We start from the raw sequence: 17,516 nt of genomic DNA, 5'->3' as shown, positions 1-17,516 counted from the left end.
TACTACCCATTAAATGAAAGAGGATTTAGTCTTTAATGCTTACAGTTTCTACTTCTTGATTCTCTGGCTCTGGAGCGATTGTAAAGGATTCTGCTTGTTGAATTTCTTCTTCATCCTCTAAATCTCTCATTTCAATTTCTTCATCATCACCGGAAAGAATTTTAACATCCATTCCTAAACTTTGAAGTTCTTTAATTAACACCTTGAATGATTCAGGAACTCCTGGTTCAGGAACATTTTCACCTTTAACAATCGCTTCATATGTTTTCACACGACCAACAACATCATCGGATTTTACAGTTAAGATTTCTTGTAATGTATAAGCAGCACCATATGCTTCAAGTGCCCATACCTCCATCTCTCCGAAACGTTGTCCACCAAACTGTGCTTTACCACCAAGTGGCTGTTGGGTAACAAGTGAATAAGGTCCTGTAGAACGAGCATGAAGTTTATCATCAACCATATGAGCTAGTTTAATCATATACATGACACCAACAGAAACACGGTTATCAAATGGTTCTCCAGTACGTCCATCATATAGAACAGTTTTAGCATCTCGTGCCATTCCTGCTTCTTCAATCGTTGACCATACATCTTCCTCACGAGCACCATCAAATACTGGTGATGCAACGTGAATACCAAGATAACGAGCAGCCATACCAAGATGTAACTCAAGTACCTGACCGATATTCATACGGGAAGGAACTCCTAATGGGTTAAGCATGATGTCTACTGGTGTTCCATCTGGAAGGTACGGCATATCTTCTTCTGGTAAGATACGAGAAATAACCCCTTTATTACCATGTCGTCCAGCCATTTTATCCCCTTCAGAGATTTTACGCTTTTGAACGATATATGCACGTACTAATTGGTTTACACCTGGTGGTAATTCGTCTCCATCTTCACGGTTGAAGACTTTAACATCAAGAACAATACCGCCGCCGCCATTTGGCACACGAAGAGATGTGTCACGAACTTCACGCGCTTTTTCACCAAAGATTGCATGTAAAAGTCTTTCTTCAGCTGTTAACTCCGTTACTCCTTTAGGTGTAACTTTACCAACAAGTAAATCTCCGTCTTTTACTTCTGCACCGACTCGGATAATTCCACGCTCGTCTAGGTTGCGTAATGCATCTTCCCCAACATTCGGAATATCACGAGTGATTTCTTCAGGTCCAAGCTTTGTATCACGAGACTCTGACTCATATTCTTCAATGTGAATGGATGTATAAACATCGTCCTTCACTAATCTTTCACTCATAATGATGGCATCTTCATAGTTATAGCCATCCCAGTTTAAGAAGGCAACTAGAACGTTACGCCCTAAAGCTAATTCACCTAATTCCATTGAAGGTCCATCTGCTAAAATTTCACCCTTTGTTACGCGGTTACCAACAGCAACAATTGGTCTTTGATTATAGCAAGTACCTTGGTTGGAACGAATAAATTTAAGCATACGATATTTATCAAGGTCACCTTTTACTTCTTGACCATCGATTTCTTTCACACGACGTACCCAAACTTCACGAGATTCAACATGTTCTACAATACCGTCATGTTTACAGATAACAGCTGCACCAGAATCTTTACCAGAAACGTATTCCATTCCTGTTCCAACTCGCGGTGCTTCTGGCTGCATTAACGGAACTGCTTGACGCTGCATGTTCGCTCCCATTAGGGCACGGTTTGAGTCATCATTTTCTAAGAAAGGAATACAAGCAGTCGCTGCAGATACAACCTGCTTCGGTGAAACGTCCATATAGTCGATTCGTTCACGATTTACTACTACGTTTTCATCTCTGAAACGAGCAACGATATCTTCATCAAGGAATGAACCATCTTCACCTAGACGTGAATTCGCCTGTGCAACCACATAGTTATCCTGTTCATCAGCTGTTAAATAATCAATTCGAGATGTTACCTTACCTGTTTCAGGATCAACTCTGCGGTATGGTGTTTCAATAAACCCAAAGCGGTTTACCTTTGCATATGATGACAATGAGTTAATTAATCCAATGTTTGGTCCCTCTGGAGTCTCAATCGGACACATACGACCATAGTGAGAATAGTGAACGTCACGCACTTCAAATCCAGCACGTTCACGTGTTAATCCCCCAGGTCCTAACGCTGATAAACGACGCTTATGTGTTAATTCCGCTAACGGATTCGTTTGATCCATGAACTGTGATAACTGAGAGCTACCAAAGAATTCTTTAATAGATGCTATTACCGGACGAATGTTAATCAACTGCTGCGGAGTAATAGTAGCAGTATCTTGAATAGACATTCTTTCCCTTACAACACGTTCCATACGGGATAAACCGATACGGAATTGGTTTTGTAATAGTTCACCAACGGAACGCAGACGACGATTTCCTAAATGGTCAATATCATCTGTATCTCCTACTGAATGTAATAAATTGAAGAAATAACTAATGGAAGCCATGATATCAGCAGGTGTAATATTTTTCACCGGCTCTTCGACATAGGCATTACCAATAACATTAATGACCTTCTCATTATCATCATAAGGAGCATAAATTTTGATAGATTGTAATGTGATTGCTTCTTCCACCACTCCTCCAACTGGCTGAGAAGATTTATAACCAACATGGTTGTTTTCTAAATATGGAAGAATTTTATCAAGTGTACGTCTATCTAAAACAGTACCCTTTTCAACGATAATTTCGCCTGTTTCTGGATCAACAAGAGTTTCTGCCACTCGTTGGTTGAAGAGACGATTCTTTATATGAAGCTTTTTATTAATTTTATAACGACCAACACTTGCTAAATCATAACGTTTAGCATCAAAAAATCTTGAAATTAATAAGCTTTTCGCATTTTCAACAGTAGGTGGTTCACCTGGACGAAGACGCTCATAGATTTCTAATAGTGCTTTATCGGTACTTTCTGTGTTGTCTTTTTCTAATGTGTTTCGAAGATATTCATTATCTCCAATCAAATCGATGATTTCTTGATCAGAGCCGAACCCGAGAGCACGCAAAAGAACCGTAACGGGTAGTTTCCGAGTACGATCGATTCGAACATATACTACATCTTTCGCATCTGTCTCATATTCAAGCCATGCACCACGATTAGGAATAACCGTAGCGGTAAATCCTTTTTTACCATTTTTATCAACTTTTCCACTGAAATAAACACTCGGTGAACGAACAAGCTGAGAAACGATAACACGTTCAGCTCCATTGATCACGAATGTACCAGTTTCAGTCATCAATGGGAAATCTCCCATGAAAACATCTTGATCTTTTACTTCTCCAGTTTCCTTGTTGATAAGACGCACTTTCACACGCAATGGTGCTGAATATGTGACATCTCGTTCTTTAGATTCCTCAACGGAATATTTTGGTTCGCCAAGACTGTAATCAATAAACTCAAGCGATAGGTTACCAGTAAAGTCTTCAATTGGTGAAATATCCTGGAACATTTCACGCAAACCCTCATCAAGAAACCATTGATAGGAAGAGGTTTGAATTTCAATCAAATTTGGTAATTCTAAAACTTCACTGATTCGCGCATAACTTCTCCGTTGGCGGTGTCGTCCATATTGAACTAGTTGTCCTGTCAACTGATTCACCCCTCAAATCAAGCGTTATAATTCTATAAAATTCTTATAGCCACGAAATTTTTCGTATCCATAAGACAAAAAGAAAAAGGGTTTTTAAGCTAAAAAACCACATTTTCACATTTACACTATTATTTTATTAGCATTCCCGATAAAAACCAAAATTATACAAAGAATGTTTAATTTAGTAATTATCCAGAATATACTTTGTTGGCATTTTATAATATTAACATAGGGGTATTCTTACGTCAATTATTTTGTTGCCTTAATAATAAAATAACCTTTTTTCTTTTCCACTACCTCAACTTCGTTGAATAAACCTTCTAGCAACTCCACAGCTGACGGAGCCCCCTGCTTTTTTTGAATCACAACCCATAACTCTCCATCTGTTGTTAAATAATCATAGCTTTGACGCAAAATTTGATGAACTACTTTTTTCCCTGCTCGGATAGGCGGGTTTGTAAGAATGGCTGCAAATTTCACGCCTTCTTCAACAGCATCCAAACAATAACTTTCATAGATAGATACGTTGGAGATTTGATTAAGCTGTGCATTTTCTTTCGCTAACGAAAGTGCTCTTTCATTTACATCTATCATATGTATTTTCCTAGCACCGGCATCTTTAGCAATAGAAAGACCTATCGGACCATAGCCACAACCAACATCTAAGATATCTCCCTCTATAGTTGGAAAGCGAAAGAACTCTACCAAAAGTCTTGATCCAAAATCAATTTCTTTTTTTGAAAAAACACCATTATCTGTTCTAAAACGGAAAGAATGGTTTCGCAACTTAAAATCAAAATGTATAGGATCGCTTTCAACTTTTTGTTCTTTGGAATAATAATGTTCAGTCATTTCCTGCCACCTCCGAAGGTGTAATAGAAGAGTAATGAGGTTAAAATACAAAAACACGGTCATTCTTCAAAAAGAAATACAGAGGAAAAAAGCTCGCTATTAAGCGAGCTTTTTCATAATTGGATTACTTAACTTCAACGTTAGCTCCAACTTCTTCAAGTTTAGCTTTGATTTCTTCAGCTTCTTCTTTAGAAGCGCCTTCTTTAAGTGGCTTTGGAGTGTTGTCAACAAGGTCTTTTGCTTCTTTAAGTCCAAGACCAGTGATTTCACGTACAACTTTGATAACTTTGATTTTTTGGTCACCAGCGCTAGCTAGGATTACGTCAAAGTCAGTCTTTTCTTCAACAGCTGCAACAGCTACGCCACCCATTGCTACAGGAGCAGCAGCAGTTACGCCGAATTCTTCTTCGATTGCTTTTACTAGATCGTTTAATTCTAAAACAGTCATATTTTTAACTGCTTCAATGATTTGTTCTTTAGTCATGATAAGTTTTCCTCCTTAAATTTTGTTTTAATATGGTAAAACCAATAATGTTAACTTACGCGCCTTGTTCTTCTTTTTGATCTGCCACCGCTTTTGCAACAAGTGCAAGGTTGCGGATAGGAGCTTGAAGAACGCTGAGTAACATAGAAAGTAAACCTTCACGAGATGGAAGTTCAGCAAGAGCTTTCACTTCTTCAACAGTCGCAATGTTTCCTTCGATTACACCAGCTTTTAGTTCTAGTGCTTCGTTCTTTTTCGCGAAATCGTTTAGGATTTTCGCAGGTGCTACTACATCTTCATTAGAGAATGCGATAGCGTTAGGGCCTGTTAAAGCCTCATTTAACCCAGCTAACCCAGCAGCTTCTGCTGCACGACGAGTCATTGAATTTTTGTAAACCTTGAAATCGATCCCAGCTTCGCGCAGTTGTTTACGAAGTTCAGTAACTTGTCCAACTGTTAATCCGCGGTAGTCAACAACGATTGTTGATTTACTGTTTTTTAGCTTTTCAGCAATTTCGTCTACGATTTGTTTTTTAGTTTCGATAGCGCTGCTCATCTATAACACCTCCTGTAGTTTCACTACATTCATACCGAGCATATAAAAACCTCCATGCTATGCATTAAGACATGGAGGCAGATAAAAGTCGTTCATTAAACGAACTAAATTCTATCAATTTACCTCGGCAGGATTTTTAAGCGTTAGCCCCTACTGTCTCTGGTACAAATGTTATATATTTTCAAAACAACAAAATTTATTATATCTAGTTGTTTTATAAATGTCAATTGGTTTTTTTCTCCAGAAAAAAACTTCCTAATTACTTAACTGTAACAGTTGAAGGATCAACCTTTACACCAGGTCCCATAGTTGAAGCAACTGTTACGTTCTTCATGTATGTTCCTTTTGCTGCAGAAGGCTTCACTTTTACCATAGTTTCGAAAACAGTGTTGAAGTTTTCAACTAACTTTTCGTTTTCGAAAGATGCTTTACCGATTGGCACGTGGATGTTTCCAGCTTTGTCAACACGGTATTCAACTTTACCAGCTTTGATTTCATTAACAGCTCTTGTTACGTCGAAAGTAACAGTTCCTGTTTTAGGGTTTGGCATTAAGCCTTTTGGTCCTAATACACGACCTAATTTACCAACTTCACCCATCATGTCAGGAGTTGCAACGATTACATCGAAGTCAAACCAACCTTGTTGGATTTTAGTGATGTATTCTGCATCACCTACATAATCAGCGCCAGCTGCTTCTGCTTCTTTAACCTTTTCGCCTTTAGCAAATACTAAAACGCGTTGAACTTTACCAGTTCCGTTAGGAAGCACAACTGCACCACGGATTTGTTGGTCAGCTTTCTTAGGGTCTACCCCTAAACGGAAAGCTACTTCTAATGTTGCGTCGAATTTAGCAAAGTTTGTTTTCTTTGCAAGTTCGATTGCTTCTGTAATTGGATATGCTTTAGAACGATCTACAAGCTTTACAGCTTCTAAATACTTCTTACCTTTTTTAGCCATTTTAAAATCCTCCTAAATTGTGGTTTTAACGGAAGAACCTCCCACGAATAAAGGTTGCGAGTAGAACTACTTCACTCCCCGCAACCCCAATCAAACAACCTAATACTCCAACATGGATTAGTCTTCGATAACAATACCCATGCTGCGTGCAGTACCTTCTACCATGCGCATAGCTGCTTCAACGCTAGCTGCATTTAAGTCAGGCATTTTCTGTTCAGCAATCTCGCGTACTGTGCTACGCTTAACTGTTGCTACTTTATTACGGTTTGGTACACCAGAACCAGACTGAATTCCAGCCGCTACTTTTAACAATACAGCAGCAGGAGGAGTTTTCGTAATAAATGTAAATGAACGGTCTTCAAAAACCGTGATTTCAACAGGGATGATTAATCCAGCTTGATCAGCTGTACGAGCGTTGAATTCCTTACAGAATCCCATGATATTAACACCTGCTTGACCTAATGCAGGACCAACTGGTGGCGCTGGATTAGCTTTTCCAGCAGGAATTTGTAATTTAACAACTTTAATTACTTTTTTAGCCACGAGACACACCTCCTTAAAGTCCGTGATGTGGTAATAGGGTATTTACCCTCCCACTCAACAAATTTCTTTATATAAAAATAAAGAATTTTACATATTTGTCCAGTCTCTTTTCTGAGACATACTGACCTATGAAATATTACCACTTTTTAAAAATGATTTCAAGTTTTTTCAGGTTATATTTTTTCAATTTGTGTAAAATCAAGCTCTACAGGCGTGTCACGACCGAACATATTGACTAAAACTTTTAGCTTCGCTTTGTCTTTATCCATCTCTTCAATCGTACCTGTAAAGTTAGCAAATGGACCTTCTTTTACTTGAACCGTTTCACCAAGGGTAAAATCTACATCAATACGTCTTTCTTCTACACCCATGCGTTTTAAGATGAAGTTAACTTCCTCTGGCAATAATGGAGTTGGCTTTGAACCTGATCCAGCAGAACCAACAAACCCTGTTACTCCAGGCGTATTACGAACGACATACCAAGAATCATCGGTCATAACGATTTCTACTAAGACATAACCTGGAAATACTTTACGCTTAACTACTTTCTTTTTGCCGTTTTTGATATCTGTTTCTTCTTCTTCAGGAACGACCACTCTAAAGATTTTGTCTTGCATTCCCATCGATTCCACGCGCTTCTCTAGGTTTGCTTTTACTTTATTCTCATAACCAGAGTACGTGTGAACTACATACCAATTCTTTTCCATTCAAGGGGACTAATACGTCCTTCCCTCCCTATGTTTCAAATATGAATTTATTTCAAAATGAGATTTTTTACCAAATGAAAAAACCCGTTAGACGGGCTTTAATCAGTTTGTTTCATTCATCTACCATTATACCATAACCTACCAATGGTTATTCAAGAATTAGACGGATTACCTCAGAAATTCCTAAATCTAACACTGCAAAAAAGACCGCCATAAAAGTAACTGTTGCCATAACTATAACCGTATAACGAGTTAACTCTTTACGTTTTGGCCAGCTTACTTTTTTCATTTCTCTTACAACATCGCGGAAAAAGTTAATAAGTCGTTGCATTATTTAACCCCCAAACAAATCGAAATACGTCTATTTATTGATATCTATTCAACTTACTTTGTTTCACGGTGAACAGTATGTTTATTACAATTCGTACAGAATTTTTTCAACTCAAGTCTGTCTGGTTTTGTTTCCTTGTTACTCATGGTTGTATAATTACGTGATCCACAATCTACACATGATAGAACCACTTTTTTATTCATGTCGACACCTACTAATGTCCTTTTTTATATCTTTAAAAAGATAACATGGTACCTATAGGTTGTCAATAAGTCCTATGTCAATCACATAGAAAATTCACGAATTTCCAAATATCTTTCTAATTTTCGCTTGACTCGCTGAAGCGCGTTATCAATCGATTTCACATGCCTGTTTAACTCTTCTGAAATTTCTTGATATGACTGCCCGTCTAAATAGAGGGCTAGTACTTTTCTTTCTAAATCGCTTAAAAGCTCTGCCATCTTAAATTCGATTTGGTCGAATTCTTCCTGGCTAATAATCAGTTCTTCAGGATCCATCACTTTCGCTCCTGAAATTACATCCATAAGGGTCCTGTCTGATTCTTCGTCATAGATAGGTTTATCTAAAGACACATATGAATTTAATGGAATATGCTTCTGTCTTGTAGCGGTTTTAATGGCCGTAATAATTTGTCGTGTAATACAAAGTTCTGCAAAGGCTTTGAAAGAGGTCAGTTTGTCCTCTTTAAAATCTCGAATAGCCTTATAAAGTCCAATCATTCCTTCTTGAACAATATCTTCTTTGTCGGCACCAATTAAAAAATAGGATCTTGCTTTTGCACGAACAAAATTTCGATATTTATGAATGAGGTAATCTAATGCTTCACTTTCCCCTTTATGGACAAAATCAATAATCTCTTCGTCTTCAAGGTGGGCATAATTTTCGTTGATTTTTGTTCTTAAGTCAACACTCACTTAGATCCCCTCCGACCGTACAAGCATAGATAGCAATATTATACAGTAGGGTTTTTCTAAGCGTCAAGGCAGTCTCATTGCCCTCTGCGCCATTTTTCAAAAATTTCTAATAGTTCATTACTCAAATTTATTTTTGAAAAAGGGCGCTGTTCTTGAATTTTCTGGACATTCTTTTCTATTTTTTTATCGATGGCTTGAATTTCAATAAATAATTCACGGGCAGACTTTCTTAAAGCACCTTGTCCAAAAATAGACCATTGTTCTGTAAAATCTGAAGTAGCTACATGAACCTGCGTTTTTCGATTATTTAATTGAATAGCCAGCTTTTCAATTCTTTCATCTGCTGTTTCATTTTCTTTTGTAAAAATAATCTCAATCTTGTAATTGCGATATTTTTTTTCGGTTCCTTGAACGTAATGAGCATCAAAAACAATAATAACCCGATATCCAGTATATGCCTGATAATCAGCCATCATTTCTACTAAACGGTCACGGGCAGCTGCTAAATCTTTGTCCTTTAGAGCCCTTAGCTCTGCCCAAGCCCCAATCATGTTATATCCATCTACAATAAGGATGTCCATGATTATCCCTCAATCGGGTTTCTTTTTCGATAAACCTCATACATCAGAATGGCAGCCGCTACTGAAGCATTTAGTGAAGTAACCTTACCTGCCATTGGAAGATGGAAAAGAAAATCACATTTATCTCTGATTAATCTTCCCATCCCCTTCCCTTCACTACCAATCACAAGACCAAGTGGCATGTTACCATCCATTCTGCGGTAATCTTCACTTCCTTTTGCATCCGTTCCTGCTATCCAAATACCTCTTTCCTTCAATTCATCAATGGTTCTAGCAAGATTAGTAACACGTACGACTGGTATATATTCAATCGCCCCGGTTGAAACCTTCGCAACCGTTGTTGTTAAACCAACCGCGCGTCGTTTTGGAATAATAATTCCATGAGCTCCTACAGCATCTGCTGTTCTCATAATGGATCCTAAATTATGAGGATCCTCTATCTCATCAAGAATTAAAAAGAACGGTGGTTCATTTCGTTTTTCAGCTATTTTATATAAATCATCTAATTCAGAATATTGATAAGCCGCAACATGGGCTATTACTCCTTGATGATTCCCATCACTCATTTGATCCAATTTTTTCTTTGGAACAAGTTGAACTAGCACCTTGTTTTCATTGGCTAAATGAGCGATTTGAGACATTGCACCCTTTTGCAATCCTTCTAAAATAAAAATTTTGTTAATATCACGTCCTGATCTTAAAGCTTCCAGAACCGTATTTTTGCCAATAATATAATCTTCACCCATTGTTTATTCCTCCTTCCTTGTTCTCAATGAATTGAATGGTTAATTGAATAATTTCCTCTAAACGTTTTTCATTCTTTGATAAATATAAATATCCGATTAAGGCTTCAAAACCTGTTCCATATCGGTACGTTTGAACATCCGTATTTTTGGGAATGGAACCGGATTTAGCATTACGCCCACGCAGCACAACAGAGTGCTCGTATTCCGTTAATACGTTTTGATCCAATAAATAAAACAGCATACTTGCCTGTGCTTTTGCGGAAACAAATTTGGTTGCCGTTTTATGCAGCTGATTCGGCTTCACTTTCCCTCCTTGTAAGAGGTGATGACGGACATACGTTTCAAAGACCGCATCACCCATATACGCAAGGGCTAAACTATTTAATTGTTTTTCATCAATTCTTTGATCATACTGAAGCATTGCTTAGCCTCTTTTCCAACGAGTACCTTGAGCCGTATCTTCTAAAATAATATTCATTTCCTTTAATTGATCACGGATTTGGTCAGATAATTGAAAATCTCTATTCTTCCTTGCTTCCATTCTTTTTTGAATTAACGCTTCGATTTCTTCATCTAAAAGTTCTTCATTTTTAAGCTCTAGCCCTAATACCGCAAATAGCTCTTCTAATTCTTTTAGGAATGCATCAATCACATCAACTGAGGTGTTTTTTTCTAAAAGATAATAATTGGCAAGCTTGGATAGTTCGAATAAGACGGATACTGCATTTGCTGTATTAAAGTCATCGTCCATGGCTTCCATAAACTGACCTTTTAATTCGGCTATTTTATCGAACCACTCTTGTTTTTGATCATTTAGATTCGAGCTCATCTCACGGCGGTGTTTTAGGTTTTGATAAGAAGTTTTTAGTCGGTCAAAGGCAGCCGCTGTATTTTCTAATAGCTCTTCACTATAATTGATTGGATTACGATAATGTACCGATAACATAAAGAACCTTAATACTTGTGGATCATGTTTTTTAATAATGTCGTGGACTAACACAAAGTTCCCTAGGGATTTAGACATTTTCTCGTTATCGATATTAATATATCCGTTGTGCATCCAATAACGTGCAAACTCTTTGCCAGATAAGCTTTCCGATTGAGCAATTTCATTTTCATGGTGAGGGAATGCTAAATCCTGACCGCCTGCATGGATATCAATAGTCTCTCCTAAATACTTCTTCGCCATAGCGGAGCACTCGATATGCCAGCCTGGACGACCAAGCCCCCATGGACTCTCCCAAGAAATTTCCCCTTCTTTTGCTGATTTCCATAAAGCAAAATCTAAAGCATCCTGTTTCTTTTCACCGATTTCAATACGAGCACCTAAACGAAGCTCATCAACGGACTGATGCGATAATTTTCCGTAATCATCAAACTTTCTAGTTCGGAAATAAACATCTCCACCAGACTCATACGCAAAATCCTTTTCAACCAATTTCGCAATAAATTCAATGATAATATCCATACTTTCCATTACTCTTGGGTGGACATCCGCTTTTTTGCATCCCAGTGCGGAAACATCCTCAAAATATGCCTGGATAAAACGATCGGCAATGGTTGGTACATCTTCACCAATTTCATTTGCAGCACGGATTAACTTATCATCTACATCCGTAAAATTAGAGATATATTTAATGTCGTAACCTCGGTATTCAAAATACCTTCTGACTGTATCAAAAACGATTGCTGGTCTTGCATTTCCTATATGAATATAATTATAGACAGTCGGTCCGCATACGTACATTTTTACTTTTCCTTCTTCAAGAGGAATAAAGTCTTCCTTTTTTCTCGTCATCGTATTATAGATCTTAATCGCCATTTACCTTGCTCCCTTCTGTAATAGACTCATTTAGCATAAGTCTTAATGTTTCCATCTCATTTTCCAATTCCTTTAATCGGTCATTTATCGGGTCTGGAAGATCACAATGATTTAAATCCTTCCCAATTCGTATCCCATCCTGTATAACGACTTTACCTGGGATTCCTACGACCGTTGAATTAGGTGGTACATCCTTTAAGACGACCGAACCAGCACCTATTTTAGAATTCTCTCCCACAGTGATGGAACCTAATACTTTTGCTCCAGTAGCAATAAGGGCATTATCCATTACCGTTGGATGTCTTTTTCCCTTTTCTTTACCTGTACCCCCAAGTGTTACCCCTTGGAAAACGGTGACATTATCTCCAATTTCACAGGTTTCTCCAATCACAACCCCCATGCCGTGGTCAATGAAAAATCGACGTCCAATTTTGGCACCCGGGTGAATTTCAATTCCTGTAAAAAAACGGCTAACTTGAGATATGACGCGGGCTAGAAAGAAAAACTTCCGTTTATAAAAACCATGAGCAAGACGATGTGCCCAAATTGCATGTAATCCTGAATAAGTTAAAATGACTTCTAAATAACTCCTTGCCGACGGGTCCTGCTCAAAAACTACCTCTAAATCATCCTTTAGCGTTTTAAACATGTTTGTTTTCACTCCTTTCTCTGTCTAAAAAATATTCCATAGCTTTATCACTTCTTGAGTCCTAGGCTTATTTTTTCTTAAACTCTGTTAAACAAGAATGTTAATTTCCGCTCCAATTAACTTTGTTAAAAATAAACAGTGCTCTTTGACTGAGCTTTTTTTAAAAATAGGACACACAATCCGTTATTTCTCTAAAATAAGCGGTTTTTACTAACTTAACGGACTCAGATGCCGTTATTCACTCTATTTCATCAGCAAAAGGCTTATTTTTAGTGAAATAACGGAACTGTAGTCCGATAATCCCCTAAAAACACTCATTTTCGTTAAAATAACGGAACGTGTGTCCGATAAAATCGGACTGATGAGGATTCGCTTTAAAAGCACTACTATTTTAGCCATTTGTGCCGAATCAAACATAGCCAAATAAAAAAGCGCCCCTGTCCGAAGACAGAGACGCTTAAAAGGCGCGGTTCCACTCTGATTAGATGATTCTAAAAATCATCTCACTTAAACCTAATAACGGTAGGGTTCCGCCCTAATTTACTTGGAAAAAATCCGTTTAATCAGGGACTCAGAGGTGCATTTCAAAAAATGAGTGGCCTGAACCACTTTCAGCCGGTGATGGTTCTCTCTTTTAAGCATCATTCTTTTACTTTTCCTCTTCAACATTTTTACATATATAAAATATTACTTTTACTATATTACATTTCACTTAATATGTTAACTAAATTGACCTTAACAAAAAAAGTTTTTTTAAGCTTGTCGTAAACGATTTAGAATCTTTTCTTTTCCTAGTAAAGAAATAGCCTCAGGAAGATCTGGCCCATGTGTCTGACCTGTAGTGGCAACACGAATTGGCATAAATAGATTCTTTCCTTTTTGACCTGTTGCTTTCTGAACAGCTTTCATTGCAGCTTTAATTTCCTCCGCGTTGAAATCGGTTAATCCCTCTACTTCTTGAGCGAAAGCCTTTAATACTTCTGGTACTTGTTCGCCCGTTAACACTTCTTTTGCCTCTTCTTCATAGTTTACTTCATCCTGGAAAAATAATTCCGTTAAAGGTACGATTTCAGCACCATAACTCATTTTTTCTTGGAAAAGAGCAATCAGTTGACGAGCCCAAGCCTTTTGCTCACCATTAAGTTCACTTGGAAGATGACCTGATTTGATTAAGTGTGGAAGTGAAATGTCCACTAATTTATCAAGATCCAGTTGTTTTACGTATTGATTGTTCATCCAAGTTAGTTTCTGATTATCAAATAAGGCAGGTGATTTAGAAAGACGGCTTGCATCAAAGATTTCAATAAATTGTTCTTTCGTGAAAATTTCTTCTTCCCCTGATGGAGACCATCCTAATAAGCCGATAAAGTTAAATAATGCTTCTGGTAAGTAGCCAAGTTCTTCATACTGCTCGATAAATTGAATAATGCTTTCATCACGCTTACTCAATTTTTTACGGCTTTCATTGACAATTAATGTCATGTGCCCAAATTGAGGAGCTTCCCAACCTAGTGCTTCATATACCATTAATTGTTTTGGTGTATTGGAGATATGGTCATCTCCTCTTAGTACATGGGAAATTTTCATTAAGTAATCGTCAATGGCAACAGCGAAGTTATAGGTTGGAATTCCATCCTTTTTCACCATTACCCAATCGCCGATCCCCTCTGATTCAAAGGATACATTTCCTTTTACCATGTCATCGAAGGAATAGACTGTATTTGCCGGTACTTTTAAACGAATACTTGGTAAACGGCCTTCTGCTACATAGGCTGCTTGTTGATCTGATGTAAGGTGGCGACATTTCCCTGAATATTGCGGATTTTCACCTTTTGCAATTTGAGCCTCACGCTCAGCTTCTAATTCCTCTTCTGTACAATAGCATTTGTAAGCTTTGCCTTCATTCAGAAGCTGTCCATAATATTTTGCATAAATATCGTTGCGTTCTGACTGGCGGTAAGGACCATACTCTCCACCAACATCAACACTTTCATCCCAATCGATTCCAAGCCATTTTAAATATTTAAGTTGGCTTTCTTCGCCACCTTCAATATTACGCTTTTGGTCTGTATCTTCTATACGGATGATAAATTTTCCACCCTTGTTTCGAGCATATAGATAGTTAAAAAGAGCAGTACGTGCATTACCAATATGTAAATGGCCAGTTGGACTTGGCGCATAACGAACACGAATATCATTTGACATGATAGGTAGGCCTCCATTTTATTTTAATATATACAAATGTTTAGCTTATTCGCCTTACAAGGCGCTTTCGCCTTCTCTATAGCAATTTATTTTATCATATAAAAATCTTAATGGAATAGAAATAAAATGAGTTTATAGCTACACCTTACACCTTTTGCAATAACACAGCAACTTGTGAGGCTATTCCTTCTCCTCGGCCAGTAAATCCTAATTTTTCAGTTGTTGTTGCCTTCACATTCACTTGGTCGATGGTTGCCTCTAACAACTGTGCAATTCTTTCACGCATTTGCGGAACATATGGAGCCATTTTGGGCTGTTGGGCGATAATCGTACAGTCGATATTTCCTAATTTATAGCCTTTTTCTTTCACTAGATTCCAAACATGCGTTAATAATTTTGCCGAGTCTGCGTCCTTAAACCGCGGATCTGTATCAGGAAAATGTCTCCCTATATCTCCTTCTCCAATCGCACCTAAACATGCATCCGCTACAGTGTGTAAAAGAACATCTGCATCTGAGTGCCCAAGTAGACCCTTTTCAAATGGAATGGTTATTCCACCGATAATAAGCGGTCTATTTTCTGTTAGTTGATGTACATCAAATCCTTGTCCAATTCGAAACATCATTTCATTCTCCTATCTTTCAAGACTGTTTATTTTGTTCTTGTAGAATAGCATTGGCAAAAGCTAAATCCTCTGGAGTTGTTAACTTGATATTGTTGTAATCTCCCTCAACAATGGCGACTTTTTCACCCATGTATTCCACTAAACTAGCATCATCTGTCCCTAAATAAGCATTTTCTTTTGCAAAAGCATGAGCTTTTAACAACAAGGAAACGCGAAAAGCTTGTGGGGTTTGTATAGCCCACAAGCTAGAACGTTCCACAGTTTCGATAACGATTCCATTTTCAACTTTTTTAATGGTATCCTTTACGGGTACAGCTAATACAGAAGCACCAAGACGTTCTGCCGTCTGAACCAGCTTATCAATAAAAGGCTTTTGGATAAATGGCCTTGCTGCATCGTGTACGAGTACAATACTCTCACCCTCGATTTTTTGTAGCGCATTATACACACTATGTTGTCGCTCAGCACCACCAATCACAAAAGTAAGCTTCTTCTGGATTGAATATTTTTTGATAAAGGAACTCATTTCTTCTCGATCATCCGGGTGAATCGATAAAAATATTTCATTGCAATTTTCATCCTGGTCAAAAATACGTAATGTATGAATAAATACGGGAACATGATTTATTTCGATAAATAACTTATTCTTTCCAGCACCCATTCTTTTTCCTTTTCCCGCTGCGGGAAGAATGACTTGATACCCCATATTCTAACCCCTAACTAATCATAGAGCATTTCAAAAGAACACTTATAATGCTTTTTCTAATAGCTTTGGTTTTGCAAAAATCATTCTGCCTGCTGAAGTTTGAAGAACACTTGTGACTAGAACATCTATCCGCTTTCCGATAAATTCACGACCATCTTCTACCACAATCATCGTTCCATCATCTAAATAAGCAACACCTTGATGATGCTCTTTTCCATCCTTAATCACTTGTACATTCATTTCTTCACCAGGAAGGACAACCGGCTTTACCGCATTAGCTAAATCATTAATGTTTAATACTCCAACATTTTGAAGCTCACATACTTTATTTAAGTTGAAATCATTCGTTACAACCATGCCGTTTGTAACTTTTGCTAATTTTACTAATTTACTATCGACTTCAGATATGTCTTCAAAATCGCCTTCGTAAATTTCTACCTTCACGGCAAGCTCTTTTTGAATTCTATTTAAAATGTCTAAGCCACGTCTTCCACGATTTCTTTTTAATGCATCCGAAGAATCAGCAATATGTTGAAGTTCTTCTAATACAAATTGAGGAATGACAATCGTTCCTTCTAAAAAGCCTGTTTGACAAATATCAGCAACACGCCCATCAATTATGACGCTAGTATCTAATATTTTCAAGGAGTGATTGTCCGTTTTTTCCGGTTCTTCTTCCCCTGATTTCTTTTTGTTCTTATTTCCGAATAAATGAAGGATCTCATCTCTTTTCTTAATTCCAACCTGAAATCCTAAATATCCAAAAAGAAGTGTCAGTAAAATAGGAGCAACCGTGTTCACCACAGGAACTTGAATAGCATTAAGAGCAAAGCCAATGAGAAAAGCTACAAATAAACCAAATACGAGCCCTACACTTCCAAAAAGTACATCTGTAATCGGGATTTTTAATAAAGATTCCTCTACCCATTTTACAAATTCAACTACATAATCAATGGCCCAAAATGATATAAAATAAAAAATAATTGCACCTAACAAAGCCGAAATATAACCATTATTAATAAGAGGAATGTCTTCTAAACTCATTAAATCTAGTAAATAAGGAATTAAAAATATTCCAAGTGTACCTCCAATAATAAGGAAGCAACCTTGAACAACACGTTTTAACATTCCTTCACCTCCTTTTACTCATTATAAACAATTTTAAACGTTTAAAACCTGTATTCGATGATTATTTAATCTATTTGTCACTATTTTGAAATAAGCTTT

Annotated in this window: 19 protein-coding genes and 2 other annotated features; all 19 genes read right to left on the bottom strand. The window is 37.4% G+C overall.

Going from position 1 to position 17,516, the window contains the following annotated elements; translation table 11 throughout:
• Nucleotides 1-25 precede the first annotated feature (25 nt).
• Complete coding sequence (rpoB, locus tag ACSBPO_RS23135; protein WP_442597470.1) at nucleotides 26-3,589, bottom strand: DNA-directed RNA polymerase subunit beta; 3,564 nt, start codon at nucleotides 3,587-3,589, stop codon at nucleotides 26-28.
• A 249-nt stretch (nucleotides 3,590-3,838) separates the two neighbouring features.
• A complete protein-coding gene (locus ACSBPO_RS23130; protein ID WP_442597468.1) occupies nucleotides 3,839-4,441 on the bottom strand; it encodes a class I SAM-dependent methyltransferase in 603 nt (200 codons plus the stop codon).
• Between the two features lie 124 nt (nucleotides 4,442-4,565).
• On the bottom strand, nucleotides 4,566-4,925 hold the full coding sequence (gene rplL, locus ACSBPO_RS23125) for a 50S ribosomal protein L7/L12 (RefSeq protein WP_442597466.1): 360 nt from the start codon (nucleotides 4,923-4,925) through the stop codon (nucleotides 4,566-4,568).
• Nucleotides 4,926-4,980: 55 nt separating this feature from the next.
• Complete coding sequence (gene rplJ, locus ACSBPO_RS23120; RefSeq protein ID WP_442597464.1) at nucleotides 4,981-5,481, bottom strand: 50S ribosomal protein L10; 501 nt, start codon at nucleotides 5,479-5,481, stop codon at nucleotides 4,981-4,983.
• 34 nt (nucleotides 5,482-5,515) lie between these two features.
• Nucleotides 5,516-5,662 (bottom strand) — a sequence feature (ribosomal protein L10 leader region).
• A gap of 78 nt (nucleotides 5,663-5,740) precedes the next feature.
• Nucleotides 5,741-6,439, bottom strand: a complete 699-nt coding sequence (gene rplA / locus ACSBPO_RS23115; RefSeq protein WP_442597462.1) for a 50S ribosomal protein L1 — start codon at nucleotides 6,437-6,439, stop codon at nucleotides 5,741-5,743.
• A 117-nt stretch (nucleotides 6,440-6,556) separates the two neighbouring features.
• The gene (gene rplK / locus ACSBPO_RS23110; RefSeq protein ID WP_442597460.1) at nucleotides 6,557-6,982 is read right to left on the bottom strand and encodes a 50S ribosomal protein L11; all 426 of its coding nucleotides are present in this window, start codon (nucleotides 6,980-6,982) and stop codon (nucleotides 6,557-6,559) included.
• A gap of 173 nt (nucleotides 6,983-7,155) precedes the next feature.
• Nucleotides 7,156-7,689: a transcription termination/antitermination protein NusG gene (gene nusG, locus ACSBPO_RS23105; protein ID WP_442597458.1), complete on the bottom strand. Its 534-nt coding sequence runs from the start codon at nucleotides 7,687-7,689 to the stop codon at nucleotides 7,156-7,158.
• A 148-nt stretch (nucleotides 7,690-7,837) separates the two neighbouring features.
• A complete protein-coding gene (gene secE, locus ACSBPO_RS23100; protein WP_442597456.1) occupies nucleotides 7,838-8,020 on the bottom strand; it encodes a preprotein translocase subunit SecE in 183 nt (60 codons plus the stop codon).
• Nucleotides 8,021-8,073: 53 nt separating this feature from the next.
• Complete coding sequence (gene rpmG, locus ACSBPO_RS23095) at nucleotides 8,074-8,223, bottom strand: 50S ribosomal protein L33 (RefSeq protein WP_442597454.1); 150 nt, start codon at nucleotides 8,221-8,223, stop codon at nucleotides 8,074-8,076.
• Between the two features lie 81 nt (nucleotides 8,224-8,304).
• Complete coding sequence (gene sigH, locus ACSBPO_RS23090; protein ID WP_442597452.1) at nucleotides 8,305-8,955, bottom strand: RNA polymerase sporulation sigma factor SigH; 651 nt, start codon at nucleotides 8,953-8,955, stop codon at nucleotides 8,305-8,307.
• Nucleotides 8,956-9,029: 74 nt separating this feature from the next.
• Nucleotides 9,030-9,536, bottom strand: a complete 507-nt coding sequence (locus ACSBPO_RS23085) for an NYN domain-containing protein (protein ID WP_442597450.1) — start codon at nucleotides 9,534-9,536, stop codon at nucleotides 9,030-9,032.
• Between the two features lie 2 nt (nucleotides 9,537-9,538).
• Entirely contained in the window at nucleotides 9,539-10,282 is a 744-nt protein-coding gene (rlmB, locus tag ACSBPO_RS23080) for a 23S rRNA (guanosine(2251)-2'-O)-methyltransferase RlmB (RefSeq protein WP_442597448.1), read from the bottom strand.
• Entirely contained in the window at nucleotides 10,275-10,703 is a 429-nt protein-coding gene (locus tag ACSBPO_RS23075) for a Mini-ribonuclease 3 (protein ID WP_442597446.1), read from the bottom strand. The genes rlmB and ACSBPO_RS23075 overlap by 8 nt, the downstream gene beginning before the upstream one ends.
• Nucleotides 10,704-10,706: 3 nt before the next feature.
• Nucleotides 10,707-12,104: a cysteine--tRNA ligase gene (gene cysS / locus ACSBPO_RS23070; RefSeq protein WP_442597444.1), complete on the bottom strand. Its 1,398-nt coding sequence runs from the start codon at nucleotides 12,102-12,104 to the stop codon at nucleotides 10,707-10,709.
• Nucleotides 12,094-12,753 carry a serine O-acetyltransferase gene (cysE, locus tag ACSBPO_RS23065; protein WP_442597442.1) on the bottom strand — a complete coding sequence of 220 codons (660 nt, stop codon included), beginning with the start codon at nucleotides 12,751-12,753 and terminating at the stop codon, nucleotides 12,094-12,096. The genes cysS and cysE overlap by 11 nt, the downstream gene beginning before the upstream one ends.
• 446 nt (nucleotides 12,754-13,199) lie before the next feature.
• Nucleotides 13,200-13,428: a binding site (T-box leader), on the bottom strand.
• A 78-nt stretch (nucleotides 13,429-13,506) separates the two neighbouring features.
• Entirely contained in the window at nucleotides 13,507-14,958 is a 1,452-nt protein-coding gene (gene gltX / locus ACSBPO_RS23060) for a glutamate--tRNA ligase (protein WP_442597440.1), read from the bottom strand.
• Nucleotides 14,959-15,103: 145 nt separating this feature from the next.
• Nucleotides 15,104-15,580, bottom strand: a complete 477-nt coding sequence (ispF, locus tag ACSBPO_RS23055; RefSeq protein WP_442600438.1) for a 2-C-methyl-D-erythritol 2,4-cyclodiphosphate synthase — start codon at nucleotides 15,578-15,580, stop codon at nucleotides 15,104-15,106.
• 19 nt (nucleotides 15,581-15,599) lie between these two features.
• Nucleotides 15,600-16,289 carry a 2-C-methyl-D-erythritol 4-phosphate cytidylyltransferase gene (gene ispD / locus ACSBPO_RS23050; RefSeq protein WP_442597438.1) on the bottom strand — a complete coding sequence of 230 codons (690 nt, stop codon included), beginning with the start codon at nucleotides 16,287-16,289 and terminating at the stop codon, nucleotides 15,600-15,602.
• A 42-nt stretch (nucleotides 16,290-16,331) separates the two neighbouring features.
• Complete coding sequence (locus ACSBPO_RS23045) at nucleotides 16,332-17,417, bottom strand: PIN/TRAM domain-containing protein (protein WP_442597436.1); 1,086 nt, start codon at nucleotides 17,415-17,417, stop codon at nucleotides 16,332-16,334.
• Between the last annotated feature and the right edge of the window lie 99 nt (nucleotides 17,418-17,516).

The organism is Neobacillus sp. D3-1R (genome assembly GCF_052180215.1).
Lineage (GTDB): Bacteria > Bacillota > Bacilli > Bacillales > Cytobacillaceae > Pseudoneobacillus.
This window is presented reverse-complemented; position numbering and strand designations above follow the sequence as displayed.